Source organism: Gordonia sp. NPDC003424, from assembly GCF_053588655.1.
Window position 1 is genome coordinate 1 of sequence record NZ_JBSFQJ010000005.1, and the last position, 18,354, is coordinate 18,354.

Here is an 18,354-nt window from a genome sequence, read left to right on the forward strand (position 1 = left end):
ATCCTGATGCCGATCGCCGGGGTGATCGTGTTCGCCGTGGTGCGGTCGTGGTGGCTGCTCTCCGTCGGGGTGGTCGTCCTCTTGGCGGTCGAGGTCCGATCCCGCCCAGCGGGTTTGTTCAGTTGTGGTGGTCGGGCGAGATCAGCCGAGGCTGAACTTCGGCCCGGCGATCGAGACGACGCCCTTCACCGAATCGGTGTCGACGGTGACCTGCGCGATGGCGCGGGCCTCTGCGTATCCCGCGCAACCGTCAACCTTCACGGCCTCCTGCGAGTAGGCCACGCCGCCGACGTTGCCCTTGAACGTGTAATTGTTCACGTTGTAGCTGTCGTACGCGGTGTTGCTGCCCGACGTGGTGTTGATGATCCAGACGACTTGCGACGATCCCGGGCCGAGGGTGACGCCGGCGGTAGCGTTTGCGTCGGGAGTCGCAGTGAATTGGCCACCGGCGCCGGCTGGCGGCGCGACCGACAGTCCACCGCCGGTACCGGCACTGGCACCGAAGGTCACCTGGCAACCGAACTGATAGCCGGCCTTGATGGCCCCACCAGTGGCTTTGCCGCCGACGACAGCCTTCACCTTGCCGGACACCCAGACGTTTCGGCTGGTCTGGACGTTGGTGACCTGACGCTGGACGCTGTAGGACTGGTTCAGGATGCTGATGGTGACCGGCGTGCCGTCGGCCAACGTCTTGGTGTTGCTGGCATTCGGTAGCGGTCCGGCGGCAGCTCCGCCCGCGCCCAGGCTGCTCAGGCCAATCACGACGGCACCAGCGGCGCCCGCCGCTGCGGCCAAACGTGCGTTGATCTTCTTCATGTTGTTCCTTCGGGAATCGAGTCTGAGAGTCTCAGGTGGGTGGCAGGGTTATCCGAGGCTGAAAGGCTGGCCGTACAGCGTGGTCTGCATGTAGGTGCCCGAACCGTTAGCGGTGCCGTCGTCGGTGTTGTAACCGTTCCCGGCCACGACCTTGATCACCGACCGAGCCGATGCGTACCCACCGCAACCGGAGGCGACCAGACCGGTGCCGCCCTGCAGGGTGGCGCTACCGCCGTCCTTGATGTCCTTGTCGAAGACATCCGTGACCTCACGAACCTGACCCGGCTGCAGCGGGACCGATAGCGAACCACTCACGCCACCACTGCTCAAGCTCAAGCTTCCGCCGAGGCCGAGCGAGATTCCGCTGATGTCCACCTGGCAACCGATGATGTAGTTGAGGATGATCTTGCCGTTGAGACCCTTGCTCAGCTGGGCCCGGTAGGTGCCGCTGACGGACCCAGCGCGCTCCGACGGGTTGTTGGCGAGCGACTGACCGATCGAGTAGGCCTCGCCGGTCCGCCAGACCTGCACCTTTTCACCGGAGATGCCGGTGGACTCCTTATACCCATTCGCCAATGGCGCTGCCGCGGCGTTGCCGGCCCCCATGCTCGCCAGGCCGATGGCCGCGACTGCGCCCACAGCGGCGGCACCGGCAACACGGCGCTGCCCACGCTTGCTGAACTTGCTCATTCGTTCCCTCTCACAGGATTCGGTTGTTCCTCTCGTGCCACACAACCACGTGTTCACGAGTCGACCCTTTGGGCTGCGGACCCCCGCACCGCAACCGAACACCCCGTCGGCCCCGGTCAGCTGGAAGAAATCTTCCGCAAACCCCTGCGCACTGCCGTGATGTTCTCAGGCTGTGCGCAGAACTCCCTCTCGGTCCCCTGTCGAGCACCGAAATCGTCGTCGATCCGGAACGTTATCGGAGCGATATCTCGCTGGGCAACAGATGGAATCGACCGTGTCCCAACCGGGACACCACGGATCTTAAACCGCACATTTGCGATAGACAGTCGGATTTACGTTAACGGGAGGAAAACACGCTGCTTCCGGCATGTCAGAACACGCAAGATCACTCATAGTGCGGGGGGCGATTCACGTCATACCAACTCCTCGGCAAACCAGTGTGACCTTCATCACTCTCGTCGGAGGTTACCTCAGGAAGGTCGTCGCCGAAGACGTCATCGACCCTTCGTTTCCTCTTCCATGCAGGATCGATACCTGGCGTGCCGCCGGAACCGCTGGTAGGTGCCGGTTCCGACTGCTCGTCCGGCTCGTCATTCACAGGATGGACCAATGCGGTCAGAACTCGCTGATCGCCTCGATGACGTGCTTGGCCAACGGCGCGACCGTGGCCATGCCGTCACGCACGGCTGCGCGCGAGTTCGCCAGGTTCACGACGAGGGTTTGTCCGGAGATTCCCGCAAGACCACGGGACAATCCACCGTCGGTGGCGCCGGCGGCCAGACCCGAACTGCGCACCGCCTCTTCGATGCCACGCAGGCGACGATCGAGCAGCGGTTCGGTGGCCTCGGGGGTGACGTCACGCGCCCCGACACCGACTCCGCCCACCGACACCACCAGGTCGACGCCGCCGATCACCGCGGTGTTGAGCGCATTGCGGATCTCGACCTCGTCGCCGGACACCGTCACGGTGGCGTCGACGTGGAAGCCACCTTCGGCCAACAGCTCGCCGACGAGCGGCCCGAGGAGGCGCTGGTCCTCGCCGTGCGCGGCGCGGTCGTCGACGACGACCACCAGTGCCCGCCCGATCTCGGGCACGCCGGCCGCGGTGCGGGCCTCGTCGTCATAGTGCCGGGCGACGAACTCGCGGGCGGCGGCGTCGGCGGCCACCACGTCGTCGGGGTCGATGGCGGTCGATCCGGAGTCGTTCATGCTCAGCCTTCCTTCGGCCCCTCGCGGGGTGACGTGCACGTTCTCAGTTGGTCTGCAAGGTCTCCAAGGTGACGGACACGGTCTTGGTCTGTCCGTTGGAGACGTAGGTGATCTTCACTGTGTCACCGGGCGCGTGCGACCGGATCGCGGCCACCAGGGCATCCCCACTCGCGATGTTTCGGTCGTCGACCTTGGTGATCACCGCGTCCTTGGGGATGCCTGCCTTGTCGGCGGGACCACCCGCCGTCACGCTCGAGATGTATGCGCCCGGCTGATCCGTGCTGGTGTTGGGGCGCACCGAGACACCGAGGCCGGCCTGGGTGGCCTTGCCGGTCTCCTGTAGTTCCTTGGCGACGCGCATCGCCTGGTCGATGGGGATCGCGAATCCCAGGCCGATGCTGCCGGTCTGCTGGTCGTCGGACCCGCCGAGGCTGGCGATCGCGGTGTTGATACCGATGAGCGCACCCTTGGCGTTGACGAGCGCACCACCCGAATTACCCGGGTTGATCGCCGCATCGGTCTGGATGGCGTCGATCACCGACGTCGTGCCGCCGCCTTCACCGGAGGTCGACACCGGGCGGTTGAGGGAACTGATGATGCCCGTCGTGACCGTGCCCTCAAGTCCGAGGGGTGCGCCGATCGCGATGACGTCCTGCCCGACGGCCAGATTCTTGGAGGTGCCCACCGTGATGGGCTTCAGATCCGACCGATCAACCTTGATGACAGCGATGTCGGAGATCGGATCGGCGCCGAGCACACGTGCCGGGGCCCGGGTGCCGTCGTGGAAGTTCACCACCACCTGGCTGGCCGGCTGACTCCCGCCCGCCGACACCACGTGGTTGTTGGTGAGCACGACGCCGTCGGCGGACAGGATGACGCCCGAGCCCTCGCCCTCGGAGTTGCCGGACCGTACATCGATGGACACCACAGACGGCAGGACGTCGGCGGCGACCTGCTGCACCGATCCTTCGGGAGCCGGGACCGCGGCGTTCGACCCCGCGTTCGGGTCGCCGCCGAGCGGACCGCTGTGAGCTGCCGACGAGTCGTTGTCGGAGATGTTCGCGCCGATGACCCCGCCGATGCCACCGGCGACCAGGGCCAGAGCGACGGCGCCCACGGCGAGCATGGTCTTAGCACCACCGGATCGCTTGGGCTTCGGAGCTTGCTCCGGGGCTCCGTACGGCGTCATGCCCGGCGTGGTCGGGGTGCCGCCCGATGCCATGCCATAGGGCTGCGACGGGAACTGCCCGGTGCCGGGGGCACCGCTGTAGGCGCCCGACTGCTGATAGGGACTCGCCTGGCCGCCGGTGTATGTGTCACCGAGGCGCTGTGTCGGGGCGGCGTGGCTGCCGTAGGTGCTGGCATCCGACGACCCCGGGGCACCCACCGGAGCAGGGTTGGGGCCGGGTGGAGTGCCGTACCCGCCGCCGTATCCGGCGGGACCGTACGGACCGGGTCCCGGGTTGGGGCCGTATGGGTCCGGCCCACCCTGCGAACCACCACTCGTCATATCGTCTTCCTCGCTCTCGTCGACCGTCCGCGAGACGATCGTCCCCACACGCACGACCTGGGCGAGCGCCCCAGTCGATTCCCGAACATCACACTATTGGATCCGGCGCCGGGAGCGGCCACCGAAGCCGAAGTCATGCACCCTATTGACGAACAACCTGCGGGGATGGTTCCTGCGGCGTCGGACGTCCCGGCAGGGTCATGCGGATGAGTGCCCCACCGAGGTGGGACTGCTCGGCCCAAACGGTTCCCCCGTGGCGGGTGACAACCTGTCGCACGATCGCCAATCCCAGGCCCGAACCGGGCATCGATCGCGACTGCGTCGACCGGTAGAAGCGTTCAAACACCAGTTCGCGATCTTCCTCCGGGATGCCCGGTCCGGCATCGGCGACGGTCAGTTCGGCGACGGCGGTGTCGATTTGCCGCAGCGTCACCTCGACCGGACGTCCACGGGGACTCCACTTGGCCGCGTTGTCGAGCAGGTTGAGGACCGCACGTGACAGACCGTGGTCTTCGCCGAACACGTACCAGGGCTCGAGTGAGACCTGGAAGTCGACGTCGCTGCGCCGCCGCCGGACCCGCTCGAGTGCGGTGGTGACCACCTCGGCGAGATCCACCTCCTCGTGCACCACGGCCGGCGCGTCCTCGCGGGCGAGGTCGACGAGATCGCCGACCAGGGTGGACAGCTCCTCGATCTGGGCCATCACATCCGAGCGGAGTTCGATCATGTCCTGGGCGGGCATCGCGGGTGCGCCGGGCGCGCTCGAGGCGATCAGCAGTTCGAGGTTGGTGCGCAAGGACGTCAGCGGCGTGCGCAACTCGTGCCCGGCGTCGGCGACCAGCCTCGCCTGCTGATCGCGCGAGGACGCCAGCGCCCGCAGCATCGTGTTGAAGCTTTCGGTGAGACGGGCGAGTTCGTCGTTGCCGCTGACCGGGATGGGCGTCAGATCCTGTGTGCGCGCAACCCTTTCGGCGGCACGCGTGAGTCGTGCGACCGGACGCAGACCGGCTCGGGCGACAGTGGTGCCGGCGAGCGCGGCCAGCGCCACTCCCCCGCCGCCGACGACGAGCAGCACCCACGCCAGCCGCTTGAGCACCCGATCGGTGTGTAACAGGCTCTGGGCCAGCACGAGGGTGTTGCCGTCGTCTAGTTTGCGGGCGAGGACACGCTGGTTGTGGACGGTGCGCAGGCTCTGGTTCTGTCCGCCGGGCGGGTTGGTGGACCGGGCGACCTGCCGTTCGACGTCTTCGAAAGGCACCGACCCGATGAGATAGGTACGGCCGTCGGGGCGGACGAGGGCCAGGGAGATGTTGGTGGAGAACACCGTTCCGGTGACCAGTGATTCGGGACGCTCGTTGAGGAGGCCGGATTTGGCGAGCGCGGTCATCCCGTCGGCGCGGCTCTCGAGCTGGGAGTCGACCTCGTTGTACATCGCCCGGTAGACGACGAAGTACGCGGCCGCGGCCATCAGGCTGACCGAGACGAGCACCACCGTCGCCGACAGGATGGTGACGCGGGTCTTCAGCGACACCGCCCGCGTCAGGGGTATCGGCGGACGCATCTCGGTGAGCTCGTCTCGCTTGCGCCGCAGCCGGTGCGCCCACGAGCCGGCCGCGGACGGTGTCGGTGCGGGCTGCGCAGCGAACGGCCCCGTCCCGTTCCCGGCCGTCACTACGGCGGTGTCTCCCGCAGCACGTAGCCGACGCCGCGCACCGTGTGGATGAGTCGCGGCTCGCCGTCGGCCTCGGTCTTGCGACGCAGGTAGCCGACGTACACCTCGAGCGCATTGCCTGAGGTCGGGAAGTCGTAGCCCCACACCTCTTCGAGGATGCGACTGCGCGAGAGCACCCGACGCGGGTTCGCCATCAACATCTCGAGCAGCGCGAACTCGGTGCGGGTCAGACTGATCGCGCGTTCGCCACGCGCGACGTCACGGGTGACCGGGTCCAGCGTGAGGTCCGCGAACGCCAGCGCCTCGGAATCGCCCGCGTCGTCGGGCGTGGCGCGACGCAGCAGCGCGCGCAGGCGCGCGAGGAGTTCCTCGAGGGCGAACGGCTTGGGCAGGTAATCGTCGGCGCCGGCGTCGAGTCCGGAAACCCGTTCGGACACCGAGTCGCGGGCGGTGAGCACGAGGATCGGCAGGTCGTCGCCTGCCGACCGGAGACGTCGGCACACCTCGAGCCCGTCGAGCCGCGGCATCATGACGTCGAGGATCGCGAGATCGGGACGGTCGGCGACGATCTTCTCCAGTGCCTCCAGGCCGTCGGCCGCGGTGTCGACGGTGTACCCGTTGAAGGTCAACGACCGGCGCAGCGACTCCCGTACCGCCCGATCGTCGTCGACCACAAGGATGCGCATGCGTACATTTTTAGCCACTTCGACTGAGAGTGCGCTGAGCAACACGGCAATCCGAGCATCTTGGATCGATTCACCGGTTGCTCAGCGCTTACGCCACCCCGCCGCACCGACCATCTCCGCAACCTCGGTGTACTTGACGCGCGGACGACCCTCCACCGAACCTCGCCTGCGCTCGCTGACGTCGATAGCCCGCATTCCCCGGTATCCGATGACATGCCTGGTCCGCTTGCGCAGCAACGACGTGAACTCCTTGGCTTCGCGCGCGGTGCGTGTCAGCCGCCCGTGCGCGGCATCGTCGATGAACTCCTCCACGGTCACCTCGGCACACACCTTGTTGGTCCCGATCCCGCCGCTCGGACCGCGCTTGGCCCAGCCCAACACGTAGGCCCCCGGCACGATCTCACCGTCGGCGTCGAGCATGCGGCCCTCGGCGTTGGGGAAGACACCGCGTTCGTGATCGAAGGGCAGGCCGTCGATGGGCGTCGACCGGTAGCCGATCGACCGCACCACGAGATCCGCGGCGACGGTGTGGCGATGCTCGTCGGTCTGGACGGTCACCCCCTCCACCCGATCGTCACCGGCGATTTCGATTGGCGCAGAGTGGAACAGGAACACGATGCGCCGGTTGTTCGGGTCTGCCGGCTCGCTCACTTGGGGCAGCTTGGCGCCCGGGTCGTCGTGCACCACTACCTCGACACCCGGAATCGTCGACAGTGCACGGTATTCCGCGGCGGTGTAGGCGGCCGCGGCCTGATCGCGACGCCCGAGGATCACCACCTCGTGGATGTCCTGCTGCTCCAGGATGCGCAGGGCACGGTCAGCGATGTCGGTGGTGGCCAACAACTCCGGTGGTGACACCAGGATTCGCGCGACGTCGAGCGCGACGTTGCCGGTGCCGATGATCACCGCACGGCCGGTCCCGTCGGCCGGGATCGGCGGCGCCGCCCTGCCGGGCACCGCGTTGTACCAGGCGACGAGGTCGGTCGCCGACGTCGAGCCGGGGAGATCCTCACCCGGAATGCCCAGTCGCCGTGACTCACTCGCACCCACCGCATAGAACACGGCATCGAAATGCTCGGCCAGTTCGGCCGGTGTGACCTGACCGGGCGCGGATCCGATCTCGACGTTGGTCGCCATCGTCACGCGAGGGTCCCGATACAGCAGGTCGAATCCGCGCAACACGCCCTTGGTGCCCGGATGATCCGGCGCCACACCGGCGCGCACGAGGCCGCCCGGCGTCGGCAGTTTGTCGATCACCGTCACCTGCGCGTCGGTGCGATCGAGAATCGTGCGCAGTGCATATCCGCCGGACGGCCCCGTGCCGACCAGCGCAACCCGCAGTCCCGCAGGAAGTTTCGGTATCGCCGGGTACGTCACCTGATCCCACCCGGACGTGATGTCGGCGTTCTGCTTGTAGTAGTCGGCGTTGATCTCGATGAAGACCTTGTCGCGGGTACCGAGTTTGTCGGCGGGGTAGATGGCGTCCACCGGGCAGGCATCTGCGCACGCACCGCAGTCGATACACGCCTCCGGGTCGATGTGCAGGATGTCGGAACTGCCGAACCCGCGTTCCTCCGGTGTCGGATGGATGCAGTTGACCGGGCACACCGACACGCATGCCGCGTCGCTGCAACAGGATTGGGTGATGACAAACATCAGAGCATGTGTGCTTTCCGGTAGTAGTGCATCGCCGGACGGGTCAGCAGGCCGACCTCGTCGAGGAACTCCATCAGGTGGGCACAGCTGCTGCGGATCATCGAATGGAAATGCGAGTTGGACCTCATCTCCGCGACAGCTCGATCGGCGTCAAGGCCGGCGTCCTCGAAAGCCTTGCGCTGCACCAGACTCGTCACGATGAAGTAGGCGCCCAGCGCGACGGAGAGCGCACTGAACTGGCGTCGCGGCCAGCCCACACCGTCCATCGACTCGCGCACCTCTTCGCGGGCGAACTTCATGTGCCGCGATTCCTCGAGGACGTGGATCTCGTTGACGGTGCGGATGAACGGGAGGACCCGGTCGTCGCGCATACAGCCACGCTGGAAGACGTCGAGCACCTCCTCGGCGACCAAGATGCCGGCGTAGGCTACCTCGTTCTTGGCGGTGCGCTTGAACAGCTTGCCGAGTCGGCCCACCTTCTTCGTCGGCTTGTACGACGTGCCGACCATCTTCTCCGATGCCTTGGCGAACATGATCGAATGCCGGCATTCGTCGGCGATCTCGGTGAGCGCGAACTGGAATTCCGGGCTGTGATACTCGCCGAGATACTGGTCGCGGATGACCATCTCCTGCAGGATCATCTCGAACCAGATGCCGATGTTCATGATCGACGCGAACTCGTGGCGGGTCACCGAGATCCGCTGCTCTTCGGTGAGTTCGTCCCAGTAGTCGGTGCCGTACAACGACGACCATTCCGGGCTGCATCCGTACTTGGTCGGGTCCATCGGCGCCGACCAGTCGATCTCCGTCATCGCGTTGCGCGACAGTCGCGCCGCCGACGCGAGCAGCCGTTCCGAGACCTCGTTGGGTCCCTCGTCCCGCATGCTGACGACGTTGTCCAGTGTCCGTTCCATCGCTGCAGTCATCGGCCACACCCTCCAATTCATGACAATGAGCACTGTTATGACAATGCGTGTTGTCACGATAACATCGGTGGTTGACGGAGTAAACGGGGTCAGAACTATACTGGCCGGTAAGTTCGGCTCGGCACCATTGTTTGAGCTGGTCAGAGGCAGGAGAGCCACATGTCATCGATCTTCATCTCGGGCGGCGCGGCAGGTATCGGGTTGGCCACCGCGGAACGTTTCGCGCGGGAGGGATGGACCGTCGGCGTCTACGACGTGGACCGGGACGCGCTGTCCAAGGTCACGGCGAATCACCCCGACTGGATCGTCGGCGAACTCGACGTCCGCGACGACAAGCAGTGGGCCGATGCGCTGGCCGAGTTCACCTCGCACACCGGCGGGCGGCTCGACGTTCTGGACAACAACGCGGGCATCCTGGTGGCCGGTCCACTCAACGAGATCTCCCCCGACGCGGTCCGTCGTCAGATCGAGATCGATGCACTCGGCGTCACCCTCGGCGCACAGGCGGCGTTCGAATATCTCCGGGCCACCCCGGGCTCGCACCTGGTGAACATCGCGTCGGCGTCGGCGATCTACGGTCAGCCGGACATCGCGACCTACAGCGCGACAAAGTTCTATGTGGCGGGCCTGACCGAGGCGCTCGAGTTGGAGTGGGAACCGTACGGCATCCGAGTGGTCGGTATCTGGCCGCTGTGGGCCAAGACGAAACTGGCCGACACCAGCGCCAAGACCACTCGCACCCTGGGTGTGCGGATCACGCCGGAACAGATCGCGGAGAAGGTCTGGGAGTCGGTGCACCCGAGCACCAACGACCGTCGTCTGCGCCGCACCTCGTACTCGGTGGGGCTGCAGACCACGGTGCTGGCCAACGTCGCGAAGTTCGCACCCAACTTCGCGAGCCGGCAGATCAACAAGCTGCTCGCGCAGGGTTGAGGTCCGGCTCACCCGCCGTTGAACGCCGGGACGTAGGTGCGGCACGGTTGCCCGCGCAGTCCGTCGCACGGCCCCAACGGAATCGGGGCCCGGGCCCCCGGCACGACGGGAAGATTCAGGGTCGACCCGCCCCCGCCCAGCGCGAGGGTGTCGACGACCCGACCCTCGGTGACCGGGGTGGCGAACCGCCAGGACGGTCGGTCGCCGCCCGGGGCGGTAATGGCGATGCGGATGCGTGAACCTGCACGGAAGACATAGCCGATCGGGTTCAGCGCGATCCGCACCGTCGAGAAGCCCGTGGGCAGCGGTTGCGGTGCCAGCCAGCTGCGGGACGGGTTCAGTGGCGTCGCAGCGGAATTCACCCGCCGAAGCGACGCCCGCAGGTAGCCCGACGTCACGTAGGTCTCCCGACCGTCCGGTCGCACCTCGGAGACCGTCGCCTGGAGGTCGGTGTCCGCCGCCGACGATGCCAGCCGCAGATCCAGACTTCCCGGCCCGACCACCACGGTGTCCACCGCCCTTGGGGCACTGAGGAATCCGACGCCCGCGACGCCCGGGATCGGTGACCAGTTGTACGGCGGCAACGCCTGCCACGGCAGTTGGGAGGAGGCGGTGTGGTCGAGGGTACCGGCGGGTCGTGCGGCAGGATCGGGCCGGAACGACACCGTCGACGACGCTCCCGGACGCGCCGTCAGCCGACCGCCGGTGTCCAGCGCGAATCGTGTGCCCACGCCGGTGGCCGCGGGTGGCCAGTCACCGAAACCCAACGACCATGGTGCGGAGAGGTTTCCGAGGATCGGTGATGCCGGATCGCGGCCGGAGTCGAACAAGACCTGCACCCGCGGGTCGCGGGCGAAGGCGGCGCGGGCTGCGGCGAGGCTGGGTGCGCCGGCGAATCGAGAGGCGACGACGGGCTGGCCCGGAGTTCCGGTGGCTGACCCGTAGATGATGGGCGCGAGCGCGACGAGTGCCGGATTGTCCGGCGGCACCCGTTGTGCGACAAAGATGTTGAGGAACTCATTCCACGGCCCGAGGATCTGCGGGTCGGCGGAGTCGATGTGGCCGCCGTTGACGGCCTTGACCCAGACGTTCGGGTTGCCGCGGAGGCGTTCGATGATCGAGGTCCATTGCGGGCCGGTCTGTTCGTCCTGGAGCGCGCCCGAGAGAAACACGGGCACGGTGATCCGGGCAGCCCATTCGGCCGGGGACCGGTGGTCGAACAGTGACGGGGTGCGCGTCGGATTCTGCTCGACCAGGTGGGCCATGTCCTGTGTCTGCAAGCGCAGTCGCTGGTTGGCGGCACACATCCGATCGCCCCGCCGGATCAGTTCGGCCGCATACGGCTGACCGCCGCCGGGCGCGGGCCGCGCGTCGTTCTGCCGTTCCTGCAGCCACGAGTTGGCGAAACCGCTGTTGAAGATCCCACCGGGGAAGCCGGTGGAGTACAGGTCGTCGGTGGCGCTCATCGGAGCGATCGCGGCCAGGTGCGGCGGCCGCGTCCCCGCGACGGAGATCTGGGAGATACCCGAGAACGACACCCCGACCATGCCGACCCGGTGGTGCGAGACCCAGGATTGCCGGGCGACGGTCTCGATCACGTCGTACCCGTCGTAGATCGTCGGGTAGTCGAAGAGGTCGAAGGCACCTCCGGAACAACCGCTCCCCCGCATCTGCACGTTGACCGACGCGAATCCCGCGGTGGGCGCGACGATTCCACCGAACATCGTGCTGATCGACGGGGCCAGTGGGTCGGGGTGGTGCGCGGTCGACGCGATGGCTCCGAGGGCGAAGTCGTCGGGTGCCGCGGTCTGATACCCGGAGTATTCGACGACGGTCGGAAAGGGACCGTCGGACATGGTTTTTCCGACCGGGAGCCGGACGACGGCGGCCAACGTGAGGCCGTCGCGCATGCGGATGTAGTTCAGCCCCGGCTGCAACACCTGCCGATACTGTGCGGCGGGCGGTGGCGTGGGCCCGTCGAGCACCGCGAATCGATTACCCGCCCGGCCGCCGACGTCGAAGCGGTAGCCGGTCCCGGGCGTCAGGTCGCGGACGAGGAACGAGCCCAGGCGATCGATCCGACCAGCGCCCACCACCGTGCCTGCCGCGTCCGTGAGTCGCACCGCCGCTCCGGGAGTGGCGCCCAGCAGGTACGCCTGTGTGACGCTGCCTGCGCCACGACCCACCTGCGGCGCCGCTGCCGACGGTCCCTCCCCGGCCAGGCAGCACACGACCACCAGCAGAACTGCCGTCACCACTCCCGCGATCCGCCCCCACATCCGCACCACGCGCTGACCATAGGCCGACCACCGTTGCTCTGTGGGGCGAAATCGGTAGTTGCCGGGGTTCGCGCTCAGTGGGTCGGGTCGGCCCGCCGACGACGGGGTGCGGTGGGCAACCGCCACCCGAACAGCAGACCCACGATGCGCAGGCCTGTGGCCAGGACCGATCCGGTCACCAGCCAGACCGCGAGCGGGATGTCGGTGTTGGTTCCACCGAGTCCGACCACCGTTGCACCGAGCAGTGCGGGCACCGCGTAGAGATCGGCCGGCTGCAGCAGCAGCGGAACCTCGTTGGCCAGGATGTCGCGGATCACGCCTCCGCCGACGGCCGTGAGCAGTCCGACGAGCGAGGCGGCGAAGGCACTCACGTGGTGATCGATCGCGACGGCCGCGCCACTGGCGGCGAACAGGCCCATGCCGACCGCGTCGAGCAACAGGATGCTGCGACGCAGTTCGGTGAAGGTCGGGTGGAACGCGAATACGAGGAGACTTGCGACGGTCGCGACGACGATCGGCTGCCAGTTCTGGATCGAGGTGGGCGGGGTGATGCCGAGGAGGACGTCGCGCAGGATGCCGCCCCCGACACCGGTGAGCGCTCCCACCGTGACGATCCCCCACAGGTCGAAGTCCTTGCGCACGCCGAGCATGGCGCCCGACGCGGCGAACACGGCGATACCGGCGTCGTTCAGGATCTCCTGCAGCACCCGCTCATCGTGTCAGACCGACAGCACAACGACCGCCCCGGGTGAATCCCGGGGCGGTCGTCGTGAAACCGTCGGTTTAGCGGCGGTCGAGGTCGATGACGCCGGCCTTGGCGGCCTTCACCAGGCGACGGGGGATGCGCTGTGCGACACCGTTCACCTTGACCTCTTGCAAAGCCGGGTTGTCCGCCTTCCACTGCGAACGGCGGCTGCGGGTGTTGGCCCGCGACATCCGGCGCTTCGGTACAGCCATGGTTGAGCCCTTCTCCTACGTGCTGAGTCTGTGGGGTTCGCCTGCCACGTGTGCCGGACGATCCCGCCGATCGGTGCGCCGGCCTCGACGGCCGCGGGGCCCTGTCGGGCGGCGCACACAACCTCCCAAGACTACCGTCTGAATGCCCGAAGCTCCAAAACGGCTCCTCAGCTGGTGCCGGCGCTGATGTGGAATCCGCCGGTGGCCAAGATCAGGATGAAGATCAGCACGTACAGCACGAGTGAGACGATGCCGAGGACGAACCCGGCCTTCGCCATGCCTTCACCGGTCTGTGTTCCGCCCGACATGGCGATCTCGCTCTGCGCCGACCGGCCGAGGACGATCGCCACGACGCTGAGCACCAGGGGGCAGACCAGGAACGAGAGAATGCCGCAGATCAGCGACCCGAGCGCCTTGCCGTTGCGTTGCGGCGGACCGGAGACGTAGCCGCCGTATCCGGGAGCGCCATATCCCTGGCCACCGTACTGCGGGGCCGCTCCGTATTGCGGGGCCGCGCCGTACGGCGACGAACCGTATCCGGGCGGGGTTCCGTAGGGCGAGGTGCCCTGGTCGGGCGTGCCGTAGTTCGGGGTGCTGCCGTAGCCGGGAGTGCTGCCGTAATCCGGGGCGCTGCCATAGCCGGGGGTGCTGCCGTACGTCGGGGTCGCGCCGGAGTCCGGGTTCGAGCCATAGCTCGCGGGTGACCCGTAGCTCGGGGACGAACCGTAGGGGTTGGTGCCGTAGTCAGGTGCGGCGCCGTAACCGGGCGTCGTGCCGTAACCGGGCGTGCTGCCGTAGGTCGGGGTCGACCCGGCGTCGGGTGTGGACCCGTAGGACGGTGGGGTCCCGCTATCCGGCGTCGACCCGTAAGACGGCGTGGAGCCGTAAGAGGGTGTGGAGCCGTAAGAGGGTGTGGAGCCGGAGTCCGGCGTCGACCCATAAGACGGCGCGGACCCATAGGACGGTGTCGACCCATAGGGCGGCGTCGTTCCGTATGCCCGCGTTTCGCCGTATGCGGAACCCGCCTGGCCCGATTGCTCCGACGATGGGGCAGTCGGCTCGGCGGGTGGGACCGGCCGTTGTCCTGAGTCCGGGGTATCCGGATCGCCGGGAGTGGGATCGGTCGGATTCGTCATCGGTGAGTCCTTTCCCGGGCTGTCGGCCCGGTGCACGTAAGGAGGTGTCCGCAATGTCGTGTCCAGCCTAGGTGGTCCGGTCGACCCATGACATCGTCACGCACGGCCTCTGCCTACACTCGTCCGGGTGTCTGGGGTGATATCGGGCTTCACCGTCATCTTCATCGTCGTGGGTGTCGGATATCTGTTGGGCCGGACCCACGTGCTCGGCGACGGCGCACACGAGGTGCTCTCCCGCCTCGTCTTCTTCGTTTGCACGCCGGCCTTGCTGTTCGCGTCGCTCGTGACGACCGACCTGTCGGTCATCTTCTCGTCGACACTGATCATCGCCGGCGGCAGCGCTCTGTTCATCGCCGCGGTCTATCTGGCGATCGCCCGGGCGTGGCTGCGCCACGATGTCCCGGAACTGGTCATCGGCGGCATGGCGTCGTCGTACGTCAACAGCGTCAACCTCGGGCTGCCGATCGCGATCTTCGTGCTGCACGACGCGACGTTCATCGCTCCCCTTCTGTTGTTCCAGATCCTCGTGTTCTCCCCGATCGCGCTCGTCGCACTCGACCTCACCGCCGATCCCGCGGCCCGGCCGACCTCGGCACGGGCGTGGGTACGCGAGGTGGTCATCGCGCCGGTGAGCAATCCGATCGTGCTCGGCGGAGTGCTGGGCCTGGTGATCTCGGCCGTCGGCTGGCATCCACCCGAGGCGATCCTGGAACCGCTGAAGATGCTGGGCAATGCGTCGGTGCCGGGAGCACTGCTTGCCTTCGGGCTGTCGTTGACCGGCGTCGCCGTCTTCAAGAAGGGTGAGGCACCGCGGCGGGCCATCGCGCTCGCGACCGTGCTGAAGATCCTGGCAATGCCGGCACTGGTCTATGTGCTCGCACGCTGGGGTTTCGGCGAGACCGGACACCAGTTGTTCGCCCAGGTGGTGATCGCGACCCTGCCGACCGCGCAGAACGTGCTCGTCTATGCGACCCGCTATCGCCGCGCACAGATCATGGCGCGAGACACGGCGCTGATCACCACCCTGCTGTCGATCCCCGCAATCGCCGTCGTCGCCCTGCTGCTGGCGTGACGGTGCGCCGGCGATTCACTGCGCCGGGGGTTCGCGTTCTTTGCGTTTGACGTCGACCGCACCCATGAGCGCGAATCCGACGATCCGCACCGTCGGCGCGCCGGCCACTCCCGCGCCGGCCGCACGTCCGCCGAACCCGCCCATGATCGCGAGCCCGTTGGATTCGACGGTGACGTCCGGAGGCACGGTGATGTCGATGCCGCCCATGATCGAGGTGCACCTGATCGTCAGCAGCGGCGCAGTGAACTCGACCTGCCGGAGATCGATCTCGATGCCACCCATCAGCGCGATGGCGGTCAGCGACTCGCCGACCGCGGCCCGCCCGCCGATCTCGGTGCCGGACATGAACGCGAACGCATGTCGGATCGGACGCAGACCCGATCCGGTGCTGACCCGGCTCGGTGTCGGCTCACCCTCGAATGGGATCGGGACACCGAGCTGTCCGACCGGCAGGTCGTCGGTCAGATCATCGAGATCACCGAAGGTCTTGGCCGCCACCGCTCGGCCGGCACGTTCCTCGTATTCGGCCGGCGACAGACTCCCGTTCGCCATGGCAGCGGCGAGAATCTGGTGAACCAGCTCCCGATCGGCGTCCGCCGCCCGGAGGCGGGATCGGCGATCGTCGGGCTGCGGGAGTTCGGCAGGGGATGTCACGTCGTCCAGGGTAGTGGCCGCGCACCCCGACAGACCACCCTGAGGACCCCTGATCTTGACCCTGAGGTGACGTCTGCGAATACAACCGCGGCGTCGGCGGTTGGCCACGACAATTATTGTCGCGGAACACCTCTCACACCACAGTTGTATTCGTTCTCAGTGCCGTCGTCCCCGCCGCGACCGCAGATAATCGCCGACGACGGCCGCGCCGAGGCCGTCGACGTCGGGTGTGACCACCCGACCGCCGATCCGCCGCGCGATCTGATCCATGAAGTGCGCGAGCCCCGGGTCCTCACCCAACCGGAAGAAGGTGACCTGCGCTCCGAACCGCGCGACATGATCGAGTTCACGCACGGTCAGGGCGATCGTCTGCGGATGGGGCGGATAGAAGAAGAACGGTTCGCCACTCGGGTCGAGGTGGGCGGTCGGCTCGCCGTCGGTGACGACGAGGACCACCGGCTGGGCGTTGGGGAACCGGCGCAGGTGTCGTTGCGCCAGCAACAGCGCGTGATGCAGGTTTGTACCCTGCTCCATCCGCGGCTGCAGGCCGGTCAATTCGGCGATGTCGATCGACCGCGCGTACCGCCCGAACGCGATCAGGTGGAGCTCATCGCTTCGAAAGCGCGTCGAGATGAGGTGATTGAGCGCGATGGCGGTCCGTTTCATCGGTGTCCACCGGCCCTCCATCTCCATGGAGAACGAGGTGTCGACGAGCAGCACCACGGCCGCCTGGGTGCGCGCCTCGGTCTCGGCCACCTCGACGTCGCGCACGTCGATGCGCACCCCGTCGCGGGCCACCTGACCCACCGCCCTCGACGGCTCCGGGCTCTCGGAAATGGTGCGCAACACCGCGTTCGACACCGTCCGGGTGACATCCCACGGATCGGTGTCGCCGAACTCCCACTCCCGCGACGCACCCGTCGGCTCGCCCAGCGCGCCGGATCGGCGCGTCTGCCGGTCGCCGCGGCCGGAGAGCTGCTCGGCGATGTCTTTGAAGATCGTCTGTCCCAACTGCCGCATCGCCTTGGGGCTCAACCGCAATTGGCCGTCAGAGGTGCGGTCGAAGAAGCCCTGTTCGGACAGCGCCTTCTCCAACTCGGCGAGTCGGCGGGCATCGACCGCCGCCTCATCGCCGAGTTGCCGGGCGAGCGCATCGAGGTCGATATCGTCCATCTGGGCACCCGCATACTGTTGCGACAGTTGCTCACTCAGCGCCTCTAGCTCGGAGATGTCCCGCAACGCGGCGGCACCCTCACCGAGTCCCATGGGTTGATCGCCGGAGAAGGACTGGGCGTTGTCCCAGTCCAGGCCGGGACGGGCTTGCCGCAGTGCCGAATCCATCTGTGCCAGTTGACTCATCAGGTCCGGTGAGCCGAATGCCTGTTGGGCGAGCTGGTCGAGTTCGGCCCGCTGATCCGGTGTCAGCGAGTTGTAGAACTGCTGTGCGGCAGCAGCTCTTTGGGCCAGCGAGTCGATGAGTTCTTCGGTGTTGCGCGGGTTTTCCGGAAAGAAGTCGCCGTGGCGGTTCATGAACTCGTCGAATTGCTCGGTGGTGTCCTCACCTCGGTTGTGCGCGTCGAGCAGCTGGTTGAGGTCGGCCAGCATCTCCGAGATGCGTTGCCGGTCTTGTTCGTTGGCACCCTCGAGGGCTTCTTTCATACCGGCGAACCGCTGGTCGAGCAGTTCGCGGCCGAGGAGGTCCTTGATCTTCTCGTAGTCCTCGCGTGCCTGCGGGCTGCGCCAGTTGTAGTCGGCGAGTTCCTCGACGGCCTGCGCAGTCGAGGCGGGCAGACTGCCGATCTGCATCTCCGCGAACCGCGCATCGTCGTCCAGATCGCGGGCGAGTTGCTTGCGTTCCTCGAGAACCGCACGGTCGAGCAGCTCCCGGATCTCGGCGAAGGTGCCGTCGAGATTGCGCTGCTTGAGCAACTCCTGGCGTCGCCGGTTGATCTGTTCGCGCAACTTGTCCAGGCCTCGCATGTCCGTCGTTCCGCGACGCAGGAACTCGCGCAGGGCACGTTGCGGCGACGCCCCGGCCATCACGTCGTCGCCGATCTCGCTCAGCGCCTCACGCAGGTCGACCGGGGGCGCGAGCGGATCCGGCCCACCCGTGTAGCGCTGGTATCGCGAGCGATGGAAACTCTTGTGCGCCATAATT

Annotated in this window: 16 protein-coding genes; 2 read left to right on the top strand and 14 right to left on the bottom strand. The window is 67.1% G+C overall.

The annotated features are described in order from the left end of the window. Nucleotides 1-141: 141 nt before the first annotated feature. From ACWDTI_RS09100 to ACWDTI_RS09135, 8 genes are all read right to left on the bottom strand, one after another. Nucleotides 142-816 carry an MspA family porin gene (locus ACWDTI_RS09100; RefSeq protein WP_449737747.1) on the bottom strand — a complete coding sequence of 225 codons (675 nt, stop codon included), beginning with the start codon at nucleotides 814-816 and terminating at the stop codon, nucleotides 142-144. Nucleotides 817-864: 48 nt separating this feature from the next. After that, complete coding sequence (locus tag ACWDTI_RS09105; protein ID WP_449737748.1) at nucleotides 865-1,506, bottom strand: MspA family porin; 642 nt, start codon at nucleotides 1,504-1,506, stop codon at nucleotides 865-867. A 615-nt stretch (nucleotides 1,507-2,121) separates the two neighbouring features. Further along, a complete protein-coding gene (locus ACWDTI_RS09110) occupies nucleotides 2,122-2,715 on the bottom strand; it encodes a MogA/MoaB family molybdenum cofactor biosynthesis protein (protein ID WP_449737749.1) in 594 nt (197 codons plus the stop codon). 43 nt (nucleotides 2,716-2,758) lie between these two features. After that, on the bottom strand, nucleotides 2,759-4,225 hold the full coding sequence (locus tag ACWDTI_RS09115; RefSeq protein ID WP_449737750.1) for a S1C family serine protease: 1,467 nt from the start codon (nucleotides 4,223-4,225) through the stop codon (nucleotides 2,759-2,761). 142 nt (nucleotides 4,226-4,367) lie between these two features. After that, complete coding sequence (locus ACWDTI_RS09120) at nucleotides 4,368-5,786, bottom strand: ATP-binding protein (protein ID WP_449738040.1); 1,419 nt, start codon at nucleotides 5,784-5,786, stop codon at nucleotides 4,368-4,370. A 110-nt stretch (nucleotides 5,787-5,896) separates the two neighbouring features. Further along, the gene (locus tag ACWDTI_RS09125) at nucleotides 5,897-6,583 is read right to left on the bottom strand and encodes a response regulator transcription factor (protein ID WP_449737751.1); all 687 of its coding nucleotides are present in this window, start codon (nucleotides 6,581-6,583) and stop codon (nucleotides 5,897-5,899) included. Nucleotides 6,584-6,664: 81 nt separating this feature from the next. Continuing rightward, nucleotides 6,665-8,239, bottom strand: coding sequence for a 4Fe-4S binding protein (locus ACWDTI_RS09130; RefSeq protein WP_449737752.1), 1,575 nt, complete (start codon nucleotides 8,237-8,239; stop codon nucleotides 6,665-6,667). Further along, nucleotides 8,239-9,165, bottom strand: a complete 927-nt coding sequence (locus tag ACWDTI_RS09135; protein WP_449737753.1) for an AurF N-oxygenase family protein — start codon at nucleotides 9,163-9,165, stop codon at nucleotides 8,239-8,241. Before ACWDTI_RS09135 ends, ACWDTI_RS09130 begins: the two co-directional genes overlap by 1 nt. Nucleotides 9,166-9,324: 159 nt before the next feature. Here ACWDTI_RS09135 and ACWDTI_RS09140 point away from each other — a divergent pair, with 159 nt between their 5' ends. Beyond that, nucleotides 9,325-10,098, top strand: coding sequence for an SDR family oxidoreductase (locus ACWDTI_RS09140; RefSeq protein ID WP_449737754.1), 774 nt, complete (start codon nucleotides 9,325-9,327; stop codon nucleotides 10,096-10,098). 8 nt (nucleotides 10,099-10,106) lie between these two features. Here the strand turns inward: ACWDTI_RS09140 and ACWDTI_RS09145 are convergent, their stop codons facing one another. The 4 genes from ACWDTI_RS09145 to ACWDTI_RS09160 all read right to left on the bottom strand — a co-directional run bounded on the left by ACWDTI_RS09145 (nucleotide 10,107) and on the right by ACWDTI_RS09160 (nucleotide 14,470). Then, complete coding sequence (locus ACWDTI_RS09145) at nucleotides 10,107-12,503, bottom strand: CocE/NonD family hydrolase (protein ID WP_449737755.1); 2,397 nt, start codon at nucleotides 12,501-12,503, stop codon at nucleotides 10,107-10,109. Further along, a complete protein-coding gene (locus ACWDTI_RS09150; protein ID WP_449737756.1) occupies nucleotides 12,452-13,084 on the bottom strand; it encodes a trimeric intracellular cation channel family protein in 633 nt (210 codons plus the stop codon). Before ACWDTI_RS09150 ends, ACWDTI_RS09145 begins: the two co-directional genes overlap by 52 nt. A gap of 76 nt (nucleotides 13,085-13,160) precedes the next feature. Next, nucleotides 13,161-13,334, bottom strand: coding sequence for a 50S ribosomal protein L32 (rpmF, locus tag ACWDTI_RS09155; RefSeq protein ID WP_160903017.1), 174 nt, complete (start codon nucleotides 13,332-13,334; stop codon nucleotides 13,161-13,163). 167 nt (nucleotides 13,335-13,501) lie between these two features. Beyond that, on the bottom strand, nucleotides 13,502-14,470 hold the full coding sequence (locus ACWDTI_RS09160; RefSeq protein ID WP_449737757.1) for a DUF4190 domain-containing protein: 969 nt from the start codon (nucleotides 14,468-14,470) through the stop codon (nucleotides 13,502-13,504). A 127-nt stretch (nucleotides 14,471-14,597) separates the two neighbouring features. Here ACWDTI_RS09160 and ACWDTI_RS09165 point away from each other — a divergent pair, with 127 nt between their 5' ends. Next, nucleotides 14,598-15,542: an AEC family transporter gene (locus tag ACWDTI_RS09165; protein WP_449737758.1), complete on the top strand. Its 945-nt coding sequence runs from the start codon at nucleotides 14,598-14,600 to the stop codon at nucleotides 15,540-15,542. A gap of 15 nt (nucleotides 15,543-15,557) precedes the next feature. On the opposite strand, the gene ACWDTI_RS09170 is transcribed toward ACWDTI_RS09165, so the two are convergent. Together ACWDTI_RS09170 and ACWDTI_RS09175 are read right to left on the bottom strand one after the other, a co-directional pair. Next, a complete protein-coding gene (locus tag ACWDTI_RS09170) occupies nucleotides 15,558-16,196 on the bottom strand; it encodes a DUF1707 SHOCT-like domain-containing protein (RefSeq protein ID WP_449737759.1) in 639 nt (212 codons plus the stop codon). A 156-nt stretch (nucleotides 16,197-16,352) separates the two neighbouring features. Continuing rightward, entirely contained in the window at nucleotides 16,353-18,350 is a 1,998-nt protein-coding gene (locus tag ACWDTI_RS09175) for a VWA domain-containing protein (protein ID WP_449737760.1), read from the bottom strand. Nucleotides 18,351-18,354 lie beyond the last annotated feature (4 nt).

Excerpts from the sequence above, each read along its gene's own strand:
- ACWDTI_RS09100 (WP_449737747.1), bottom strand. The coding sequence starts at position 816 with ATGAAGAAGATCAACGCACGTTTGGCCGCAGCGGCGGGCGCCGCTGGT.
- ACWDTI_RS09105 (WP_449737748.1), bottom strand. The coding sequence starts at position 1,506 with ATGAGCAAGTTCAGCAAGCGTGGGCAGCGCCGTGTTGCCGGTGCCGCC.
- ACWDTI_RS09110 (WP_449737749.1), bottom strand. The coding sequence starts at position 2,715 with ATGAACGACTCCGGATCGACCGCCATCGACCCCGACGACGTGGTGGCC.
- ACWDTI_RS09115 (WP_449737750.1), bottom strand. The coding sequence starts at position 4,225 with ATGACGAGTGGTGGTTCGCAGGGTGGGCCGGACCCATACGGCCCCAAC.
- ACWDTI_RS09120 (WP_449738040.1), bottom strand. The coding sequence starts at position 5,786 with ATGCGTCCGCCGATACCCCTGACGCGGGCGGTGTCGCTGAAGACCCGC.
- ACWDTI_RS09125 (WP_449737751.1), bottom strand. The coding sequence starts at position 6,583 with ATGCGCATCCTTGTGGTCGACGACGATCGGGCGGTACGGGAGTCGCTG.
- ACWDTI_RS09130 (WP_449737752.1), bottom strand. The coding sequence starts at position 8,239 with ATGTTTGTCATCACCCAATCCTGTTGCAGCGACGCGGCATGCGTGTCG.
- ACWDTI_RS09135 (WP_449737753.1), bottom strand. The coding sequence starts at position 9,165 with ATGACTGCAGCGATGGAACGGACACTGGACAACGTCGTCAGCATGCGG.
- ACWDTI_RS09140 (WP_449737754.1), top strand. The coding sequence starts at position 9,325 with ATGTCATCGATCTTCATCTCGGGCGGCGCGGCAGGTATCGGGTTGGCC.
- rpmF (WP_160903017.1), bottom strand. The coding sequence starts at position 13,334 with ATGGCTGTACCGAAGCGCCGGATGTCGCGGGCCAACACCCGCAGCCGC.
- ACWDTI_RS09160 (WP_449737757.1), bottom strand. The coding sequence starts at position 14,470 with ATGACGAATCCGACCGATCCCACTCCCGGCGATCCGGATACCCCGGAC.
- ACWDTI_RS09175 (WP_449737760.1), bottom strand. The coding sequence starts at position 18,350 with ATGGCGCACAAGAGTTTCCATCGCTCGCGATACCAGCGCTACACGGGT.